The following is a 15631-nucleotide window of genomic DNA, read 5'->3' on the forward strand; positions in this document are numbered from 1 at the left end:
TATTTATTATTTTTTCAATAAGATAGTTAAATAAATGAAAAAAAGTGTTTCAAGTTCTGAACAGATTTTCAATGATAACTATTGATAGAAACATTATGAATCGCTTTGTTGATAAATAATATGTTTCATATTTTCAATATGTTAATTAACCAATATACAAAACATAATATATTGGCATATCTTTTGCTAGATGATTAAAACAATATGTTTAAAAAATGGGTTCATTCCACTACCATATAGTGGACTTATTTGACGGAAAGAGCTAAATATGTGATTGGGGTGTAGTTGATCTTATATGAATGGAGGATGTGTATGAAGAAATTATTGAGTATGTTTGCGGCTGTTTTTTTTACATTAACAACATTAGCGCTGTTCCAGTTTTCTGAAAGGAATGCTTTTGCAAGCGGGCAATCTATTTTTAACAGTAAATGTTCGTCATGTCATTCTGCTTCACAATTTAAGGGAATATCAAAAAGTAAATTCTTAAGGAAGGCAAAAAAGATGAGTGCAGCAAAGAAACTTACATCAAAACAGCTCACATCAATCTGGAAATATGTGAAGTAGAAGATCAGGCAGAAGGTTTATAAATCAACAGTATTTAAACTTTTATATTTGAGGATAGAAAAATGAAAAAGATGTTTACAACCGCAATGGTTGTGATGTTGATTGCTGCAGTTGGAGTGCTTCAGGTGGTGACAGAACAAAATGCTTTTGCGGCAAGCGGGAAAAGCCTCTACAAATCAAAGTGCCAAAGTTGTCATGGTACTAAAGGTGGAGGTGCAAGCGGCCCTGATATCCGCAGTGAATCATTTAACAGTTTCAAAAAAGCAGTGAAAAGCGGTAAAGAAGGAATGCCGGCATTCAAGAGCCTCTCAAGCACAACCATTAAAAAAATATGGAAGTTTGTCCATATTTAAGTAAGAAGCTCTTTTTTTCTCAGGAAATCTCCTGCTGATATCTTTGACGGGATGGCGATTAAAATCTCCATCCCGTTGTTTGCTTTTAAAACCTCGCTTCCGTTTTCAAGATATAGGTTATTAACCGTGAATGTCACAGATTTCATTCCCGGAGAAATACACTCAAGCTCGTCTCCTTTTTCAATCTTATTTCGCACCTCTAATTTTGCGAATTTTTCCTGAGAGCTGTCTTTAAATCCATTTTTAGTGATTCCGGTTATTTTCCCCACAGGCAGGAACTTTCTTACATAGCGGTCATCGTAGAAAATGTAGTCGCTCTCGTCCCCTGAAATAAATCCTTCTGTGTAATTCCTGTGGCTTACTTTTAACAGTTCCTCCATCCATTCATCCCTGAAGCTGAAGTTTTCCCCCTCTTCGAAAGACCTGTCTATTATGTCCCTGTAAACCCTCACCACATTGGCAAGGTAATAAGATGTCTTGTTCCGTCCCTCTATTTTGAATGCATTCACTCCCGCCTTTATCAGGTCAGGTATCTTCCTTGCCAGACAAAGGTCTTTGGAGTTCATTATGAATGTTCCTTTTTCATCTTCTCCCACAGGGAAGTACATTCCCTGCCGTGTTTCCTCCATGAGATTGTATTTCCATCTGCAAGGCTGCGTGCAGTCACCGCGATTTGCGCTCCTGTTGTTCAGATACTGGCTAAGATAACAGCGCCCCGAATATGAAAGACACAGAGCTCCGTGCACAAAAACTTCAATCTCTATCCCCTCTACAGAGGCTCTTATCTCTTTAATCTGCAAAAGTGATAATTCGCGTGCAAGACCTGTCCTGCTTAACCCTCTTCCTTTCCAGAATCTCACTGATGAGGCATTGGTAGTGTTGGCCTGCGTGCTCAGGTGGATCGGGATTTTTATCCCTGCCACGGAAATGGCATCTATTATTCCCGGATCTGAGACAATGAGTGCATCCGGTCCTATTGCATTTATTTCCGGAAGGATTTCGTTTAAATGTTTTATGTCATCATCAAAGGCAAAGATATTTATGGCAAGATACAATTTCTTCTTTTTGCTTTGCACGTATTTTACCGCTTGCTTCAAATCTTCTATGCTGAATTCTGATATGCTCCTTAAGCTTGCGCCTGAAAGCCCGGCATAAACTGCATCAGCTCCGAAACGTATGGCTGTCTCAAGTTTCTCGATATTTCCGGCAGGGGCTAAAAGTTCAGGTTTAGTTAGTTGCATTCTCGCTTGCCTTTTTCATCATCCTGTAATTGTTCACCGCAACAAGATGCTCTGCGTATGTGTTTGAGAATTTGTGAGCGCCGTTGCCGGAAACTACAAAAAAGAGATAACCGACCTTTGCAGGGCTCAATGCAGCCTTGATGCAATCCTCTCCGGGGTTGCCTATCGGCCCCGGAGGAAGCCCGGTGTATTTGTATGTATTATAAGGTGAGTTATAATTCAGGTCTGCTCTTGTAATGGAAGGTGAAGATTTTTTTAGCGCATACATCACGGTAGGGTCGCATTGTAAAAGCATCCCTTTATGGAGACGGTTATGAAAAACTGCGGATACCATTTCCCTTTCCTGTTTTAAATGAGCCTCCTCTTCAATCATTGAGGCAAGGGTCAGTGTTTGATGAAGTGTGAAATTATTTTCCTTAATCATAGTTTGGAGCGCGGGAGTTATGACTTTCTTGAGCCTGCCTGTCATTGTTGTTAAAATAAATCTTTCGCCGCTCCGTTTGGTAAAGGCATAAGTGTCGGGGAATAGATAACCTTCAAGTGACGGTGCATCAAAGCCAAGCGATTTAATGAATTTTCTGTCCCTTGTGAGAGTCAGGAACACTTTCCTGTTTATGAGCCCCTTGCTTTCAAGGCGGTCAGCAACATCATCGTTTGTGATCCCTTCAGGGAAAGTTATGTAATACCTGCGGGCTTCTCCTTTTACGAGAAGTTCCATTATCTCGTAGGGTGAAAGGTTGTAGCGTATCTCATATTCCCCTGCTTTCAGTATGGTTGCCTTTTTTTCAATAGTTACCATTACCTTGAAAAGGAATGCATTTGATATTACTCCTTGGGTTTTTAATATTGCTGCGATCTTCCGGCACGAAGTTCCCTCAGGAACCTCTATTATCGCAGTTTTGGGGTTTGATGAAATGGGGGTTTTTGTGAAGATGTCGTATATCCGGTATGACCATAAAACAGCGGCAATAATAAGTATGAGAAAAACAAGGAAAACCTTTTTCATTCCTATTCCCTGTCTGCAGGCCCCAGCGAATCAAGATATCCCTGAAGTATGAGTATGGCTGAGACCTTGTCCTTAAGCATTTTTCTTTTTTCTCTTCTTATGTTTGCATCAATGAGGCTTCTCTCTGCCTCCTGCGTTGAGAATCTTTCATCCCACTGGACAAAGGGGATGTCAGTATTTTTTTTGATTGAGTCTACAAATGCGAGGGTCTTTTCAGCCTGCGGGCCTGCATTTCCGTGGAAGTCGGAGGGCAAACCGAATACAACCCTTTTTACCTCGAATTTTTCCATTACCGCGAGAAGTTCTTTTTCTTCTCTCCTGTCCATGTTCCTTTGAATCGTATCGAGTCCGCGCGCAATAAGCATCCCCTCGTCGCTTACGGCAACGCCGATGCGTCTGTCCCCTATGTCAAGTCCGAGTATTCTCATAAATATCCTATTGTAAATAATTTTATTATTTTGATATTCTACATAGTTATAAATATTAATAATATCAAATTTTTAACAAATAAATATTGTTATTATGAAATTAGGAGTTATTTCAGATTCTCACGACAACCTCGATGCCATAGCGCTGGCACTAAAAGTGTTTGAAAAGGAGGATGTCGAAGCCATCCTTCATGCCGGAGATATCACGTCTCCTTTTACAGCAAGGGCTTTGGGAAATGGAGGCAAAAAGGTTTACGCAGTTTTCGGAAACTGCGATGGAGAAAAGCTCGGGTTGAAACAGGCTTTTTCAGAGATTGGCGGTGAGATCTGCGAAGACCTTATAGATTACGAATTTGATGGCAGAAGCGTTTTCATGACCCATAAGGACAGCATCGCCATCCCTGTTTCTGCTTCAGGGCACTTTGATATTGTAATCTACGGGCACACGCACAGGCATGTCGTAAAAAAAACAAAAGGTAAGCTCCTCTTAAATCCCGGCGAGCTTAGCGGATGGGTAACACATCAGAAGACACTTGCTATTTTGGATTTGGATAAACTGGACGCAAAGATAGTGAAGCTCTGATTGCCGCTTTTTTATCCCCCGGCTTTTCTCGCTTCTTCAATGAACTGTTTTACAAGTTCCCTGTTTTTTATTCCCGGTGCTGTTTCAAGGGAGCTTGATGCATCTACAGCATAAGGCTTAACCTTCAGGATCGCCTCTTTTATATTTCCCGGATTGAGCCCGCCGGATAATATTATCTTGCCGTATTGTTTTGCCTCTTCAACCAAAGCCCAGTTGAAGGTAACTCCTGTTCCTCCCTGAACACCCTTAACATAGGAATCAAGGAGGAATGCAGAAACTTTAAAGTCTTTTATGGACTTAATGCTGTTTGCATCTTTTACTCTTATTGCCTTTATGACCTTCTGGGTTGCGAACGACTGGACATATTCAGGAGTTTCATCGCCGTGGAACTGAAGGACATTGAGATGGCATGTGTTATGAATATTCAATATGGTGCTTCGCTCTTCATCAACAAATACGCCGACCGAGCTTATAAATGGCGGTATACGGCTGATTATTTGCGCCGCCGCTTCAGGCTCAATGAACCTTTTACTTTTCCTGTAAAAAATAAAGCCCAGCGCATCTGCTCCGTTCTCAACGCAAAAAAGCGCATCTTCGATAGTTGTTATTCCGCAAATCTTGATTTTCATAGTGCATTAATTATAGAATTCTTATTATGAAAGAGCAATCACTTCGTCTTTTTATTGCCATAGACATCGGCGAAGACATCCGCAAGCAAATGTCTTCTTTAACTGCTGAACTTAAGAACATCGTTCCTGGAGTGAAGCCAGTAAACCCTGATATCATGCATCTTACAATAAAATTCCTTGGAGGCACGGATGAAAAGCTTGTCCCGCAGATCATTGATGAAATGAAAGCCTCTGTCTCCGGTATAAGTCCTTTCACTCTAAGGATTGCGGGTGCCGGTGCTTTTCCCAATCCGGAAAGAGCTCGTGTAGTATGGGTTGGCATTCACACTGACGGCAACAATGCGCTTACTCTTATAAAAGAAGAGCTCGACAAAAGGCTTTCCAGATTAGGTTTTGAGATTGAGGAACGGGACTTTAAACCCCATCTCACTCTTGCAAGAATTAAATTTCCCCAGAAGGGAGATAAAATCCAAAACTTCGTAAACAAATACACATCTCAGGAATTTGGCACTGTGAATGTCGCCAACATCAACCTCATGCAAAGCACACTCCTCCCCTCCGGCGCAAAATATGAATGTATTGGGGAGGCGAGGCTAAAAAACAAATCATAGCATATTGGAGAAAGGCATTTTGTGTGAACGACCATTGGTTGCTCTTGACATGCTTATTGTAATTACAATATAATTACATTGGAGGTGATGGAAAAGTGAAAGTAAATATCGTGCCAATCGGGAATTCCAAAGGGGTCAGAATTCCTAAAATATTTTTAGAGCAGTGCCGGATAAAGAATGAAGTTCTTCTGGAAATGGATGGAGAGAATATTGTCATTAAGCCTTTAAAGAAGATAGCAAGAAAGGGATGGGATGAGCATTTTAAGAAGATGAGAGATAACAAAGAAGATAAGATGCTTATTGATGATAATATGGATCTTAGCATGGAAGGATGGGAATGGTAGTTAAGCAATATGATGTTTTTCTGATTTCTCTTGATCCTGCAACAGGACATGAAATAAAAAAAGTCCGCCCCTGCATTATTATTTCCCCCGATGAAATGAACCGCAATATTTCTACGGTTATAATTGCCCCCATGACAACTCAATCACATTTATATCCTACGCGTGTTCCGGTTAATTTTAAACGGAAAAAAGGCTGGGTCGTATTGGATCAAATACGAACTGTTGATAAAAAAAGACTGATTACAAAACTAGGCGCTGTTGACGTCAATACCATTAAGTCTATAAAATTAGTTATAAAAGAGATGCTCGTAGATTAAGTCCGGAAAATAAAAATCAAAAGATATTTATGAGGATAAAACTATGAAAAAACATTTCATGATATGCGTAAATAATCGCGGTTATGAAGCGTCGCTGGAAATCAGAAAACTATATGAAGTATTGACAGATAGGGTAGCCGAGACTCATCACCAAAGAAGAGTTATTGATGAATCAGGAGAAGAGTATCTATACCCGGAAGGATACTTTGCACCTATACGGTTGCCTCATATCACAAAAGAAAAATTAGAATTGGCGACAGCATAACATTTCACTTCTGTAAACGTCTTTTACTGTTCCGCTGATTTATTCTGTTTCTTTTTTTGCCATCTTATTTTCTTATTTTGTTATCCCTTTGAAAAAGGGGATCCAGAAATAATGAGTAAAAGTGGCTTTTGAATCATGTACGAAATGACAATCTTGACATCGCCTTTAATAACCCCATATACTTTTATTAAGTATCTAATAAGTATAAAAAAGAATATTGGACCAATAATAGGAGGAGTGACTCATTACTAAGAATATTCACGGATTAGGGCGAGATATTCCAGAATACATTCGTCGGCGAGTTCGCCAGGAATGTGGATTTGGGTGCGTCATTTGTGGTCTAGCTATCGCGCAGTACGAACATATTGATCCGCCATTTTCCGATGCCACTGTTCACGATCCAGAGAACATAGCACTCCTGTGCGGTACGTGTCATGATCATGTAACTAGAGGTATCTGGTCAAAAGAAAAGATTCTGGAAGCGCGCAAAACCCCAAAGACGTTTGTTCAGGGCTATGCCAGGGATGCTTTTGATTTCAAAGCACCTTTCGATCTGTTCGTTGGAGATAATTGTTTTGCAGATGTCCATTGTGTTATACGAAAAAGCACTGGGGATGAATGGTTTTCGATTGAAGCGCCGGAGGATGCAGAGGCACCTCCTCTTTTAAGTGCTAAATTTTTTGCCCTAAATGGTCAACCAGAGCTTGAGATTTATCAGAACGAGTGGAGGTGCTCAACTGGTATTTGGGACCTGCAAGTATCTGGTCAGACAATTGAGGTCCGCACTGAATCTCGTAAGGTTATGCTTAGGCTGAAAGCCAGACCTCCACATGGATTAGAAATACAGTATCTTAAAATGGTATTTCAGAATACGGGCATTTCGATAGACAATGATGGAACTGTGCTTCTGTCGGTGGATGGCACTCAGATTCAAATGAAGGGTTCAAAAGTGGCTAGCGCGGATGCAGTGTTCAATTTACCGTGAATGCCTCAAGCGAGAGGACGAGATGCCAGTCTACGAATATATGTGTTTCGATTGCGGTGCGATTACTGAAGTTTTGCGGTCAATCATATTGCGGGATGATGTAACAAGTTGCGGTAGATGCGGGGCCTCAACAGAACGGATCATAAGTAGGTTCAATACGGTTGGGCCTGTTGCTCCACAAACCTTTAATCCAGATTGCCCAGGCAAATCACGAAGCACTGCCGTACGCCTGGCAGGAGGAAGTGTAAAATTTAAGAATTGTAGCTTTCGGAACTTTCAAACGGGCATAAGTGTTGCCAAAGGATCAAAACTAAGCATGGACGGCAGCAAATTTGAAAATATTGACAAGCCCATTGAAGTTACCAATGAATAGAACAATAATGGGTTTGATATTTACTTTCGTGACAACATTGACATCAGCCTCATGTAATCTCGCTGAGTAAAGAAGCACAAATAAATTATAGGGCTCTGTAGCAATATAGGGGTGAAACAGTATGAAATCGTTCCGTAGCGTTGTCGGTAGTGAAGTGCGCTTTTCAGTTTCGCCTCATTTCCCGTGCCCTTGCGGTAGCAGGAAATCCACTTCTCAATGTTGTTTGACAGCAACAGGTTTAAATAAGATTCCAGCTTCGACTTTACCTCCGGCTCCGAAGACAGGAGAATCTCTCAAATCGTGTTACGCTAATTGTTTGGCTGATTGTGATCGTGAGCTGTCGCGCGAACATTATTTTTCCAACTCGCTACTTCACTACTTGAATCGAGATAATGATCTCAGAGTAGGCGGCTTACCATGGACAAAAGGCAAGGAACAGGTTTTGCCCCCAAATGCTTTCGCCTCAAAAGTACTTTGTAAACGTCACAACTCAGCACTGTCGAACTTAGATGCAATTGCCGTCCATCTATTTCAAGTCTTTGACGAAAAAGGTGCAGCTGGTAGTGGTCAGCAGTTGATCCATTTATTCAGCGGACATGATCTCGAACGTTGGTTGCTCAAGATTCTTTGTGGAATAGCATATTCAAATAATCTATCGTTTGAGTTTGACACTGATCTTTCAATCCCGGACTATTGGTTACGTATTTTGTTTGGCGAGGCAGAGTTTCCTAATGAACAAGGACTCTATGTGTGTAAGTCTCGTGGTTATTTATTTAAAGGACCACGTGGATTGCAACTACGGGCAATAATAGGAAGGGGCCGGTTAACCGGAATGGGATTGTGGATTTGTGGTTACGAGCTGATTCTTTCGATGTCGGGTTTTCCATCTCGCGTATTCGATGCGCGAGAGGTTGCGTATCGTCCATTAGAGCTCTACACTACTGGTTGTGACTTCGAGAAAAGTATTTTACTGAGTTGGAACGGCACTGCAGATCGAGGGACAATCTTTGTTACTATTGACTGAGCTTGCGTTGCAGTGAGTGGGCGATGCCATACGACAGCCTTTATTCCATTAGAATACAACTAAGGATAATCATGTTACATTTCGTAGAAATGTGAGTAAAATTATGAGTAAACTTCTTGACTGGGCGATTTTTATTATGGGAGTTGCCTAAGATCTGTTTTCCCTCGATATCAAGCCATAGCAGACGCTTAAAATGTGGCGGGGAAAATATTGCATGTACGTTTCATCATGCTCCTAAAATCTCGTTTAGTCCGTCGACAACCTGTGCAATGATTTCAGGCGAGATATGACCAATCCTTTTTCCTATTCTTTCTACGGAGAGAGTCCTGATTTGACTTATTTTTATCCATGATTCTTTTGGTAACAAATCAGTTTTAAGGTGTAAGGTAAGTGGGAATCCTGCACGCTGTTGCTGGCTGGTAATGGCAACTGCGATTACTGTCCCTGACCGTTCGTTGAAAATATCCTGACTTAGAATTAATACAGGACGGTAGCCTGCCTGCTCATGACCTCGCACAGGGTTGAGGTCGGCCCAACGTATTTCACCTCTTAATATTCGGGCCATTCAGATAGATCCTCTGACAAGCCTTCTTCTGCCAGGGCCTTTTCAAAGCGTGGATCAAGCTTGGCACATTCCTGCGCAAGACGGCTTTTTTCGAGCCTTCCTATTTTTTCTTCAACAGCTTCCTGGATTGCCTGACTGCGGTTGTGAAATATATGTTTCCTCACAAGTCTGTCCACTTTATCTAAAATAGTTTCATCAAGTGTTATTGCTATTTTTGCCTTGCTCATAGATTTACCTCTTGGTATTACCATATATCATACTTTTATATTCTGTCAATTTTTTTAATTATCTACCTCATCTTTCGTTTGAACATCATTAGTGACGTGAGGAAGATTGTCATTCCCAATAGTGCAAGGCAGATAATCTGGAAAGAGAGGTCTGCTGCGCCTGCCCCTTTTAACATTATGCCGCGCAGTATCTCCATGAAATAGCGGGCAGGGATTATATAAGTTGCAAGCTGAATGATTTTTGGCATGTTGCTTATGGGAAATATCATCCCTGAGAGTATGACTGACGGCATCATTATAACAAAGGCTGTCATCATCGCCTGATGCTGTGTGCGCGAAAAAACTGATATGAGAATCCCAAGCCCCAGAGTGTTGAAAAGAAAAAGAAGCATAAGGAGAAACATGAGAAAGACGCTCCCCACTAATGGCACACCAAACCAGAAAAGGGCAATTAATATTACAGTTGATGCCATGATGAGCCCTATTATTGTGAAAGGGATGAGCTTTCCTATTATCAGCTCAAATGCGGAAAGGGGTGTTGCTATCAACTGTTCAAGTGTCTGAAGCTCTTTTTCGCGCACTATGGCGACGGAAGTGGATATCATTGTTATTACAAGGAGCACCATGACTATAATGCCCGGCACCATGAAGTTTTTGCTTTCAAGCTCCGGGTTGTAAAGAACCTGCTCCTTCAAATCTATTATGTTTCCACCCGTCTTGTTAAACGAGTAATAAAGCCTGTTCCCTGAATTATAAAATTCTGTCCCGTAACGGCTCTTTAAAATCTCTGCCGAATAGCTGTTACCTATGCGCCCTGCATAGCCTTCCGCTACCCTTGCATAATTTGAATCAACGCCGTCGACGAGTAACTGGATCTTTGTGCTATCGCCGCGGGCTATATGACGTGAAAAGCCTTTTGATATGACGAGCCCGACTTTTGTTGTTCCTGTTTCAAGGGCAAAGTCAAGTTCACGCCTTCCTCCGCTTTCACCGCGCGGAGTAAAATACCCTGATGAGTAGAACTTCCTCAGAAAATCCCTGGACTGCGCTGACTTGTCGTAATCAATATAGGCGGCAGGGACATTTTTTATATCCAGAGTCGCCGCATAGCCAAAGACCATAAGCTGTATTATGGGAGTCATAAGCATGATGCGTAAAAGGCGCGGGTCCCTGCGTATCTGTATTAACTCCTTTAATGCAACGCTCAATATCCTGTTTAACATTTGAATTTACTCAATGACCTTTTTAAATTTTATAAGGCTCACTATGAAGCAGAGAACCGCCAGAACAAAAAGCGGAATGACATTGCCAAGAAGGTTTGTGATATCCGTACCTTTTAAGATTATCCCTCTTATTACAGGGAGGAAATATCTTGCCGGCACTAACATTGTTATATATTGCATCCACCGAGGCATTAACTCGATGGGGAAGATGTAACCTGAAAGCAGGAATGAAGGAAGCATCGTGCCAAGAAGACTTAACAGCCACGCCACCTGCTGGGAGCGGGTTATAGACGAAATAAGTATTCCCAATGAGAGCGCAAGTAAAAGAAAGAGAAAGCATACAATGGCAAACTCAACTGCATTTCCTCTAAAGGGCATATCAAAGACAATGAAAGCTACGGCAACGACAGTTAAAAGATTTGCAATTGCAATGCCGCAGTAAGGGATGATTTTCCCTATCAGTATCTCGTACCTTTTTAATGGCGATGCAAGCAGGCTTTCAATGGTGCCCACTTCATGCTCTTTTACGATTGTAAGCGAAGTGAGCATTGTGGTTACTACGAGTATGATGATGGCAAGAAGGCCGGGCACGAAAAAATGGCGGCTGTCGAGATTTTCGTTATAGTAGAAGCGCGAGGCTATCTCAACAGGGCGCGTGTCCTTCGGGGCTTGCATTGCCGCACTGATAAAATATTTCCTCAGAGCTTTTTGCGAATATGCCTCTATTATTGAATTTGCATAACCTCTTACCTGATTTGCACTGTTGTTATCAGCGCCGTCAACGATTAACCCCACTTCAGGAGATTCACCGCGGATAAGCTTTTCCCTGAAGCCTTCTTTTATTACAAGCACCATGCTGAGCTTTCCCCTGCGGAGCATTTCTTCCGATTCGATTATGCTTTTTACATCTTTGTGCTTTACGAAGAATCCGGAGTTCTCAAAGGCTGTGACAAGCCGCCTTGAGTCGTATGTCCTGTCAAAGTCGCATACTCCGAAGCTGATGTTATCTATGTCGAACTTGAGTGCAAATCCAAAAAGGATAAGCACAAAGGCAGGGTAGGCAAGCGCTATGTAGAGCACCCTGACATCGCGCAGGATGTGTATCAGCTCTTTTTGTGCGACTGCTAATATGTTTTTCATCTTCCCATTTATTTAGAAAGATAAACGAAGATGTCTTCGATTGAAGGGGCTATCTCATCTATCCCTTCAAGCTCTATCCCTGAAGATTTAAGCTCTGCCCCTATAGCAGGCAATACTTTCTCAGGTGAGCCTGTCACTATGTGTATACTGTCGCCATAAATGTTGGAATCTTCGATGTCTGCGATATGCTTTAAAACTTCGAATGCACGGCTTAGTGATTTTGTTTTTACTGCGAATATTTTATAGGGAAGGGTTCCTGCTTTTAGTTTATCTGGGGAATCGCAGGCAAGAAGCTTTCCGTTGTTTATAAATCCTATACGCGTGCATCGTTCTGCTTCTTCCATATAATGGGTTGTTACAAAAAGGGTTGTCCCTATGCTGTTAAGTTTGTAAAGATAATCCCACATGGTGCGTCTTGATACAGGGTCAACTCCTGCCGTAGGCTCATCAAGGAAAAGAAGCTTCGGTCTATGAACGATTGAACAGCATAGAGCAAGGCGCTGTTTCCATCCCCCCGAGAGTTTTTCAGCCTTTGTGCTGCGGTATTGCTCAAAGCCGAATTTTTCCATTACAAAGCTGACATTGTCCTTTGCCTCATTGCGCGATGTAGAATAGATGTTGGCGTAGAAGCGCATGTTCTCATAAACGGTGAGGTCATTATAGAGCCCGAACTTCTGCGACATGTAGCCGATTTTTTCTTTTATTTTTTCCCTCTCCCGGGAAAGCGAAAAGCCCATCACATCGCCATCGCCTGATGTGGGGTTAATGATTCCGCAGAGCATTTTTATTGCTGTGCTTTTACCTGCGCCATTGGGACCAAGAAGTCCGAATATCTCACCTTCATTTATTGAAAGGTTGAGGGTGTCGACAGCTACGATGTTTTTCTCGTAGATCTTGGTAAGAGAAGATGTATTGATTATTGGCATTGCCCTTTTGTTACTTCGTCTCTACGTATGCGTCGGCGATCATTCCGGGTTTGAATGATCCGTCTTTATTATCGAGCCTTACTTTTACTTCGTATACAAGCTTCACCCTGTCCGCCTGTGTCTGGACATTTTTTGGGGTGAACTCTGCATCTTTCGAGATGTAGATTATCTTTCCGGAAAAACGTTTCCCCGGGAAAGAGTCAATCTCGACTGACGCTTCTTGACCGAGCTTTATCCTGCCATAGTCAGTTTCAGGTATGTAGATTGTAAGCCATATATCCTGAAGGTCTGTGATAAGGGCAACAGGTGAGCCTTCCCTTATGAATTCCCCTTTTTCTGCAAGTTTTTCTGTCACTGTCCCGTCGATAGGAGCAGTGATCTTTGCATCTCGAATATATTTCTCTATCATACCAAGGGCAGAACGTTCGGCATTGGTGGAAGCAAGAGCGGAATTGATGTCTTCCTTCCTGTATCCGTCTTTGAGAATAGAAAGCTGGGCTTGCGCTTCTTTTATCCTTTTATCCCAGACATTCATGTCGGTTTCAGCTTTATCGAAATCGCGTTTTGATGCCACGGCTTTTTCGTAAAGTTCTTTTATCCTTTTGTATTCGCGCTCTGCTTCATCAAAGCTGTTTTTATACTCGCTTACGATTGCTGCCTGCGATTCTATTTCAGCCTTGCGGTATCCGTTGCGCAAAAGGTCATACTTTTTTTCTTGAGCTTGAGCTCGCTGCTTTTGCGTTTCAAGGTTAATCTGCTGCTCTTCAATGTCCAATGAGCAAAGAAGGTCGCCTTTTTTGACCTGTGTCCCTTCGTCAAAGAGACGCTGCTCTATTGTACCTGCCACCTTTGAGCGAACTTCAACCTCTGTTGCTTCGATGGTCCCTGTTGCTTTGATGATTGAGCTTGCAGATTCTTTATTTTCGCAGGCTGATAGTGTGATAAGAGAAAAAAGAATAACAGATATAATACGAAATAATCTCATGATATTTTTATAACATAAAATCCTGTTAATGGTAACAGTTTTCATATATAAACATTCTCTTATGATCAAAGAAATTGTAAGAAAACAGATATTGAAGCTTAAGCCCTATGCGCCTGAAGAGAGAGGCTTTCCGGTGATGCTTGATGCCAATGAAAGTCCCTTTCAGCTCCCGGCGGGGATAAAAGCCGGGATAATGAAAAAAGCCGGGGAGCTTGCATTCAACCGCTATCCTGACCCGCTGGGCAATGATCTTAAAAAAGCCATATCGCGTACACTCTCTGTGACTTCTGACAAGATTGTGCTTGGCAATGGTTCTGATGAGCTGATACTTTATTTAATCGCAGCCTTCGGACGCCGCGGATATAATGTGCTCTATCCGGTTCCGACATTTTCCATGTACGGCATAATTGCAAATTGTCTTGGAAGCAATGGAACAGGAATACCGCTTACAGAAAAATTCGAACTTGACCGGAGCGCATTCATTAAGATGTTAAAGGAGAGGAAAATCTCCATAGTCTTTTTCAGCTATCCAAACAACCCCACAGGGAACTGCTTTTCACGGGAGACGATCCTTGAAACGATAAAAACATTTAAAGGGATTGTCGTAGTTGATGAGGCATACGGGGATTTTTCTGGCAAAACATTTCTGCCTTTAATTAATAAATACAGGAACCTTGTAATTTTAAAAACTTTTTCCAAGATAGGCTTAAGCAGTCTGAGGCTTGGTTATCTTATAAGCAACACTGAAGTGACAGGTATAGTAGAAAAGGTGAGGCTTCCTTTTAATGTTAATTCCTTTTCACAGGCTTGCGGCGAAGTATTTGCAAGTAAGAAAAAAACCATGCAGAAGCATATTGATGAAATAATCAAGGGGCGTGAATATCTTTTCAAAGAACTCAGGAAACTGCCGGGAATATTGCCTTTCAACAGCGAAGCAAACTTTATTCTGTTCAGGGCAGAGGGTAAAAGCAGCTTTTTACATCACGAGCTTAAAAAACGGGGAATACTGATACGAAATCTTAATCAAAAAGGACTTTTAAACGACTGCCTTCGCGTAACAGTAGGCACGGTTTCAGAAAACCGCATTTTTATTAAAGCGATGACGGAGCTTTGTAAAAGGAGTGAGAAATGACAACAGGTACAAATTTCATTGAATCAGCAAAGAAAAGTCTTCAGTCTTTGGGACTGAAACCGGTCGCGATAGAGCCGGGGTTAAAGAGGATAGAAGTTCCCGGAGGAACGATTGACCTTGAAGTGTTTGATGGTGAAAAAATCGAAAAAGTTGTTTTCTCGTCAATCAAAGTCCACGAAATGTCAGTTGCAGAAGAATCTGTCATCATCTGGCCTGCTGATTACTATGATATTCCGGTACTTTGGTGCAATCTTACTGCAATGCCCGGAATGAATGTCTCAATCCTTGATTTCATCCCGCTCATGGATATTGTAGTTTGGCCGGATTATGCGGAGCGTTATCTGAATCTTCTTCCTGAAATCAAAGAAGAGACGTTAGAGATTTTAAAAGAGACTATAACTGAAAAAGATTTCCCTCTTTCCTCGATAGTCGGTTGGACGATGTCGCCATACAGGACATTGCTCAAGCTTACTGATGAGGGTATCCCGAAAATTCCGGCAGTTCTATCGCTTTATTGTAATGCCTATACTGAATTGCTGAGGAAAGCTGTTCCTTCAACCTATGCTGAAGACAGGAAGTTTTCGAAACGGAAGAAGGAAGGAGTACGAAAACTCATGAAGGAAAACGATCCTGGCTATCCAATAATGCTTAGCATTTTCGGTGAAGAAAATACCGGAAAGGTATTTGATATAGTGTTCTGAAAATAGTTG

General features: G+C 41.7%; 22 protein-coding genes. 12 read left to right on the top strand and 10 right to left on the bottom strand.

Translation table 11 applies throughout. The features are described from left to right. Positions 1-312 precede the first annotated feature (312 nt). Positions 313-564: a hypothetical protein gene (locus tag HZA77_01895; protein ID MBI5374155.1), complete on the top strand. Its 252-nt coding sequence runs from the start codon at positions 313-315 to the stop codon at positions 562-564. 62 nt (positions 565-626) lie between these two features. Beyond that, the gene (locus HZA77_01900) at positions 627-917 is read left to right on the top strand and encodes a c-type cytochrome (protein ID MBI5374156.1); all 291 of its coding nucleotides are present in this window, start codon (positions 627-629) and stop codon (positions 915-917) included. On the opposite strand, the gene HZA77_01905 is transcribed toward HZA77_01900, so the two are convergent. The 3 genes from HZA77_01905 to ruvX are packed head-to-tail and all read right to left on the bottom strand — an operon-like array spanning position 914 to position 3592. After that, entirely contained in the window at positions 914-2158 is a 1245-nt protein-coding gene (locus HZA77_01905) for a U32 family peptidase (protein ID MBI5374157.1), read from the bottom strand. The two genes, HZA77_01900 and HZA77_01905, sit on opposite strands and share 4 nt — an antisense overlap. Beyond that, positions 2145-3164: an endolytic transglycosylase MltG gene (gene mltG, locus HZA77_01910; protein MBI5374158.1), complete on the bottom strand. Its 1020-nt coding sequence runs from the start codon at positions 3162-3164 to the stop codon at positions 2145-2147. Before mltG ends, HZA77_01905 begins: the two co-directional genes overlap by 14 nt. A gap of 2 nt (positions 3165-3166) precedes the next feature. Beyond that, positions 3167-3592, bottom strand: coding sequence for a Holliday junction resolvase RuvX (gene ruvX, locus HZA77_01915; protein MBI5374159.1), 426 nt, complete (start codon positions 3590-3592; stop codon positions 3167-3169). Between the two features lie 94 nt (positions 3593-3686). Here ruvX and HZA77_01920 point away from each other — a divergent pair, with 94 nt between their 5' ends. Beyond that, positions 3687-4175 (top strand): metallophosphoesterase, encoded by a 489-nt coding sequence (locus HZA77_01920; protein ID MBI5374160.1) that lies wholly within the window; start codon positions 3687-3689, stop codon positions 4173-4175. An 11-nt stretch (positions 4176-4186) separates the two neighbouring features. Here the strand turns inward: HZA77_01920 and HZA77_01925 are convergent, their stop codons facing one another. Then, on the bottom strand, positions 4187-4804 hold the full coding sequence (locus HZA77_01925) for a phosphoribosylanthranilate isomerase (GenBank protein MBI5374161.1): 618 nt from the start codon (positions 4802-4804) through the stop codon (positions 4187-4189). Positions 4805-4830: 26 nt separating this feature from the next. Between HZA77_01925 and thpR the strand changes: the two genes are divergently transcribed. The 7 genes from thpR to HZA77_01960 all read left to right on the top strand — a co-directional run bounded on the left by thpR (position 4831) and on the right by HZA77_01960 (position 8723). Next, complete coding sequence (thpR, locus tag HZA77_01930) at positions 4831-5415, top strand: RNA 2',3'-cyclic phosphodiesterase (protein ID MBI5374162.1); 585 nt, start codon at positions 4831-4833, stop codon at positions 5413-5415. 95 nt (positions 5416-5510) lie between these two features. Beyond that, positions 5511-5759, top strand: a complete 249-nt coding sequence (locus HZA77_01935) for an AbrB/MazE/SpoVT family DNA-binding domain-containing protein (protein MBI5374163.1) — start codon at positions 5511-5513, stop codon at positions 5757-5759. Then, positions 5753-6076 carry a type II toxin-antitoxin system PemK/MazF family toxin gene (locus HZA77_01940; GenBank protein ID MBI5374164.1) on the top strand — a complete coding sequence of 108 codons (324 nt, stop codon included), beginning with the start codon at positions 5753-5755 and terminating at the stop codon, positions 6074-6076. Before HZA77_01935 ends, HZA77_01940 begins: the two co-directional genes overlap by 7 nt. 43 nt (positions 6077-6119) lie before the next feature. Next, the gene (locus tag HZA77_01945; GenBank protein ID MBI5374165.1) at positions 6120-6341 is read left to right on the top strand and encodes a hypothetical protein; all 222 of its coding nucleotides are present in this window, start codon (positions 6120-6122) and stop codon (positions 6339-6341) included. A gap of 244 nt (positions 6342-6585) precedes the next feature. Further along, positions 6586-7326 (top strand): HNH endonuclease, encoded by a 741-nt coding sequence (locus HZA77_01950; protein MBI5374166.1) that lies wholly within the window; start codon positions 6586-6588, stop codon positions 7324-7326. A gap of 22 nt (positions 7327-7348) precedes the next feature. Continuing rightward, positions 7349-7699, top strand: a complete 351-nt coding sequence (locus tag HZA77_01955) for a zinc ribbon domain-containing protein (GenBank protein ID MBI5374167.1) — start codon at positions 7349-7351, stop codon at positions 7697-7699. Positions 7700-7820: 121 nt separating this feature from the next. Beyond that, a complete protein-coding gene (locus tag HZA77_01960) occupies positions 7821-8723 on the top strand; it encodes a hypothetical protein (GenBank protein ID MBI5374168.1) in 903 nt (300 codons plus the stop codon). 226 nt (positions 8724-8949) lie between these two features. On the opposite strand, the gene HZA77_01965 is transcribed toward HZA77_01960, so the two are convergent. From HZA77_01965 to HZA77_01990, 6 genes are all read right to left on the bottom strand, one after another. After that, positions 8950-9288, bottom strand: coding sequence for a type II toxin-antitoxin system PemK/MazF family toxin (locus tag HZA77_01965; protein MBI5374169.1), 339 nt, complete (start codon positions 9286-9288; stop codon positions 8950-8952). Beyond that, entirely contained in the window at positions 9273-9515 is a 243-nt protein-coding gene (locus tag HZA77_01970) for a ribbon-helix-helix protein, CopG family (GenBank protein MBI5374170.1), read from the bottom strand. Before HZA77_01970 ends, HZA77_01965 begins: the two co-directional genes overlap by 16 nt. A 62-nt stretch (positions 9516-9577) precedes the next feature. Further along, positions 9578-10738, bottom strand: coding sequence for an ABC transporter permease (locus tag HZA77_01975; GenBank protein MBI5374171.1), 1161 nt, complete (start codon positions 10736-10738; stop codon positions 9578-9580). Between the two features lie 6 nt (positions 10739-10744). Further along, positions 10745-11878: an ABC transporter permease gene (locus HZA77_01980; protein ID MBI5374172.1), complete on the bottom strand. Its 1134-nt coding sequence runs from the start codon at positions 11876-11878 to the stop codon at positions 10745-10747. Between the two features lie 8 nt (positions 11879-11886). Then, a complete protein-coding gene (locus HZA77_01985; protein ID MBI5374173.1) occupies positions 11887-12804 on the bottom strand; it encodes an ABC transporter ATP-binding protein in 918 nt (305 codons plus the stop codon). A 10-nt stretch (positions 12805-12814) separates the two neighbouring features. Further along, positions 12815-13834, bottom strand: coding sequence for an efflux RND transporter periplasmic adaptor subunit (locus HZA77_01990; GenBank protein ID MBI5374174.1), 1020 nt, complete (start codon positions 13832-13834; stop codon positions 12815-12817). 16 nt (positions 13835-13850) lie between these two features. Between HZA77_01990 and hisC the strand changes: the two genes are divergently transcribed. Together hisC and HZA77_02000 are read left to right on the top strand one after the other, a co-directional pair. Next, positions 13851-14921 carry a histidinol-phosphate transaminase gene (hisC, locus tag HZA77_01995; protein MBI5374175.1) on the top strand — a complete coding sequence of 357 codons (1071 nt, stop codon included), beginning with the start codon at positions 13851-13853 and terminating at the stop codon, positions 14919-14921. Further along, entirely contained in the window at positions 14918-15622 is a 705-nt protein-coding gene (locus tag HZA77_02000) for a hypothetical protein (protein MBI5374176.1), read from the top strand. The genes hisC and HZA77_02000 overlap by 4 nt, the downstream gene beginning before the upstream one ends. Positions 15623-15631: the final 9 nt, after the last annotated feature.

The organism is Candidatus Schekmanbacteria bacterium, from assembly GCA_016219965.1.
GTDB lineage: Bacteria > Schekmanbacteria > GWA2-38-11 > GWA2-38-11 > J061 > JACRJM01.

What these genes read in the sequence shown, in the direction of transcription:
- HZA77_01895 (MBI5374155.1), top strand. Translation starts at nt 313, where the DNA reads ATGAAGAAATTATTGAGTATGTTTGCGGCTGTTTTTTTTACATTAACA.
- HZA77_01900 (MBI5374156.1), top strand. Translation starts at nt 627, where the DNA reads ATGAAAAAGATGTTTACAACCGCAATGGTTGTGATGTTGATTGCTGCA.
- HZA77_01905 (MBI5374157.1), bottom strand. Translation starts at nt 2,158, where the DNA reads ATGCAACTAACTAAACCTGAACTTTTAGCCCCTGCCGGAAATATCGAG.
- mltG (MBI5374158.1), bottom strand. Translation starts at nt 3,164, where the DNA reads ATGAAAAAGGTTTTCCTTGTTTTTCTCATACTTATTATTGCCGCTGTT.
- ruvX (MBI5374159.1), bottom strand. Translation starts at nt 3,592, where the DNA reads ATGAGAATACTCGGACTTGACATAGGGGACAGACGCATCGGCGTTGCC.
- HZA77_01920 (MBI5374160.1), top strand. Translation starts at nt 3,687, where the DNA reads ATGAAATTAGGAGTTATTTCAGATTCTCACGACAACCTCGATGCCATA.
- HZA77_01925 (MBI5374161.1), bottom strand. Translation starts at nt 4,804, where the DNA reads ATGAAAATCAAGATTTGCGGAATAACAACTATCGAAGATGCGCTTTTT.
- thpR (MBI5374162.1), top strand. Translation starts at nt 4,831, where the DNA reads ATGAAAGAGCAATCACTTCGTCTTTTTATTGCCATAGACATCGGCGAA.
- HZA77_01940 (MBI5374164.1), top strand. Translation starts at nt 5,753, where the DNA reads ATGGTAGTTAAGCAATATGATGTTTTTCTGATTTCTCTTGATCCTGCA.
- HZA77_01945 (MBI5374165.1), top strand. Translation starts at nt 6,120, where the DNA reads ATGAAAAAACATTTCATGATATGCGTAAATAATCGCGGTTATGAAGCG.
- HZA77_01955 (MBI5374167.1), top strand. Translation starts at nt 7,349, where the DNA reads ATGCCAGTCTACGAATATATGTGTTTCGATTGCGGTGCGATTACTGAA.
- HZA77_01960 (MBI5374168.1), top strand. Translation starts at nt 7,821, where the DNA reads ATGAAATCGTTCCGTAGCGTTGTCGGTAGTGAAGTGCGCTTTTCAGTT.
- HZA77_01965 (MBI5374169.1), bottom strand. Translation starts at nt 9,288, where the DNA reads ATGGCCCGAATATTAAGAGGTGAAATACGTTGGGCCGACCTCAACCCT.
- HZA77_01970 (MBI5374170.1), bottom strand. Translation starts at nt 9,515, where the DNA reads ATGAGCAAGGCAAAAATAGCAATAACACTTGATGAAACTATTTTAGAT.
- HZA77_01975 (MBI5374171.1), bottom strand. Translation starts at nt 10,738, where the DNA reads ATGTTAAACAGGATATTGAGCGTTGCATTAAAGGAGTTAATACAGATA.
- HZA77_01980 (MBI5374172.1), bottom strand. Translation starts at nt 11,878, where the DNA reads ATGAAAAACATATTAGCAGTCGCACAAAAAGAGCTGATACACATCCTG.
- HZA77_01985 (MBI5374173.1), bottom strand. Translation starts at nt 12,804, where the DNA reads ATGCCAATAATCAATACATCTTCTCTTACCAAGATCTACGAGAAAAAC.
- HZA77_01990 (MBI5374174.1), bottom strand. Translation starts at nt 13,834, where the DNA reads ATGAAAACTGTTACCATTAACAGGATTTTATGTTATAAAAATATCATG.
- hisC (MBI5374175.1), top strand. Translation starts at nt 13,851, where the DNA reads ATGATCAAAGAAATTGTAAGAAAACAGATATTGAAGCTTAAGCCCTAT.
- HZA77_02000 (MBI5374176.1), top strand. Translation starts at nt 14,918, where the DNA reads ATGACAACAGGTACAAATTTCATTGAATCAGCAAAGAAAAGTCTTCAG.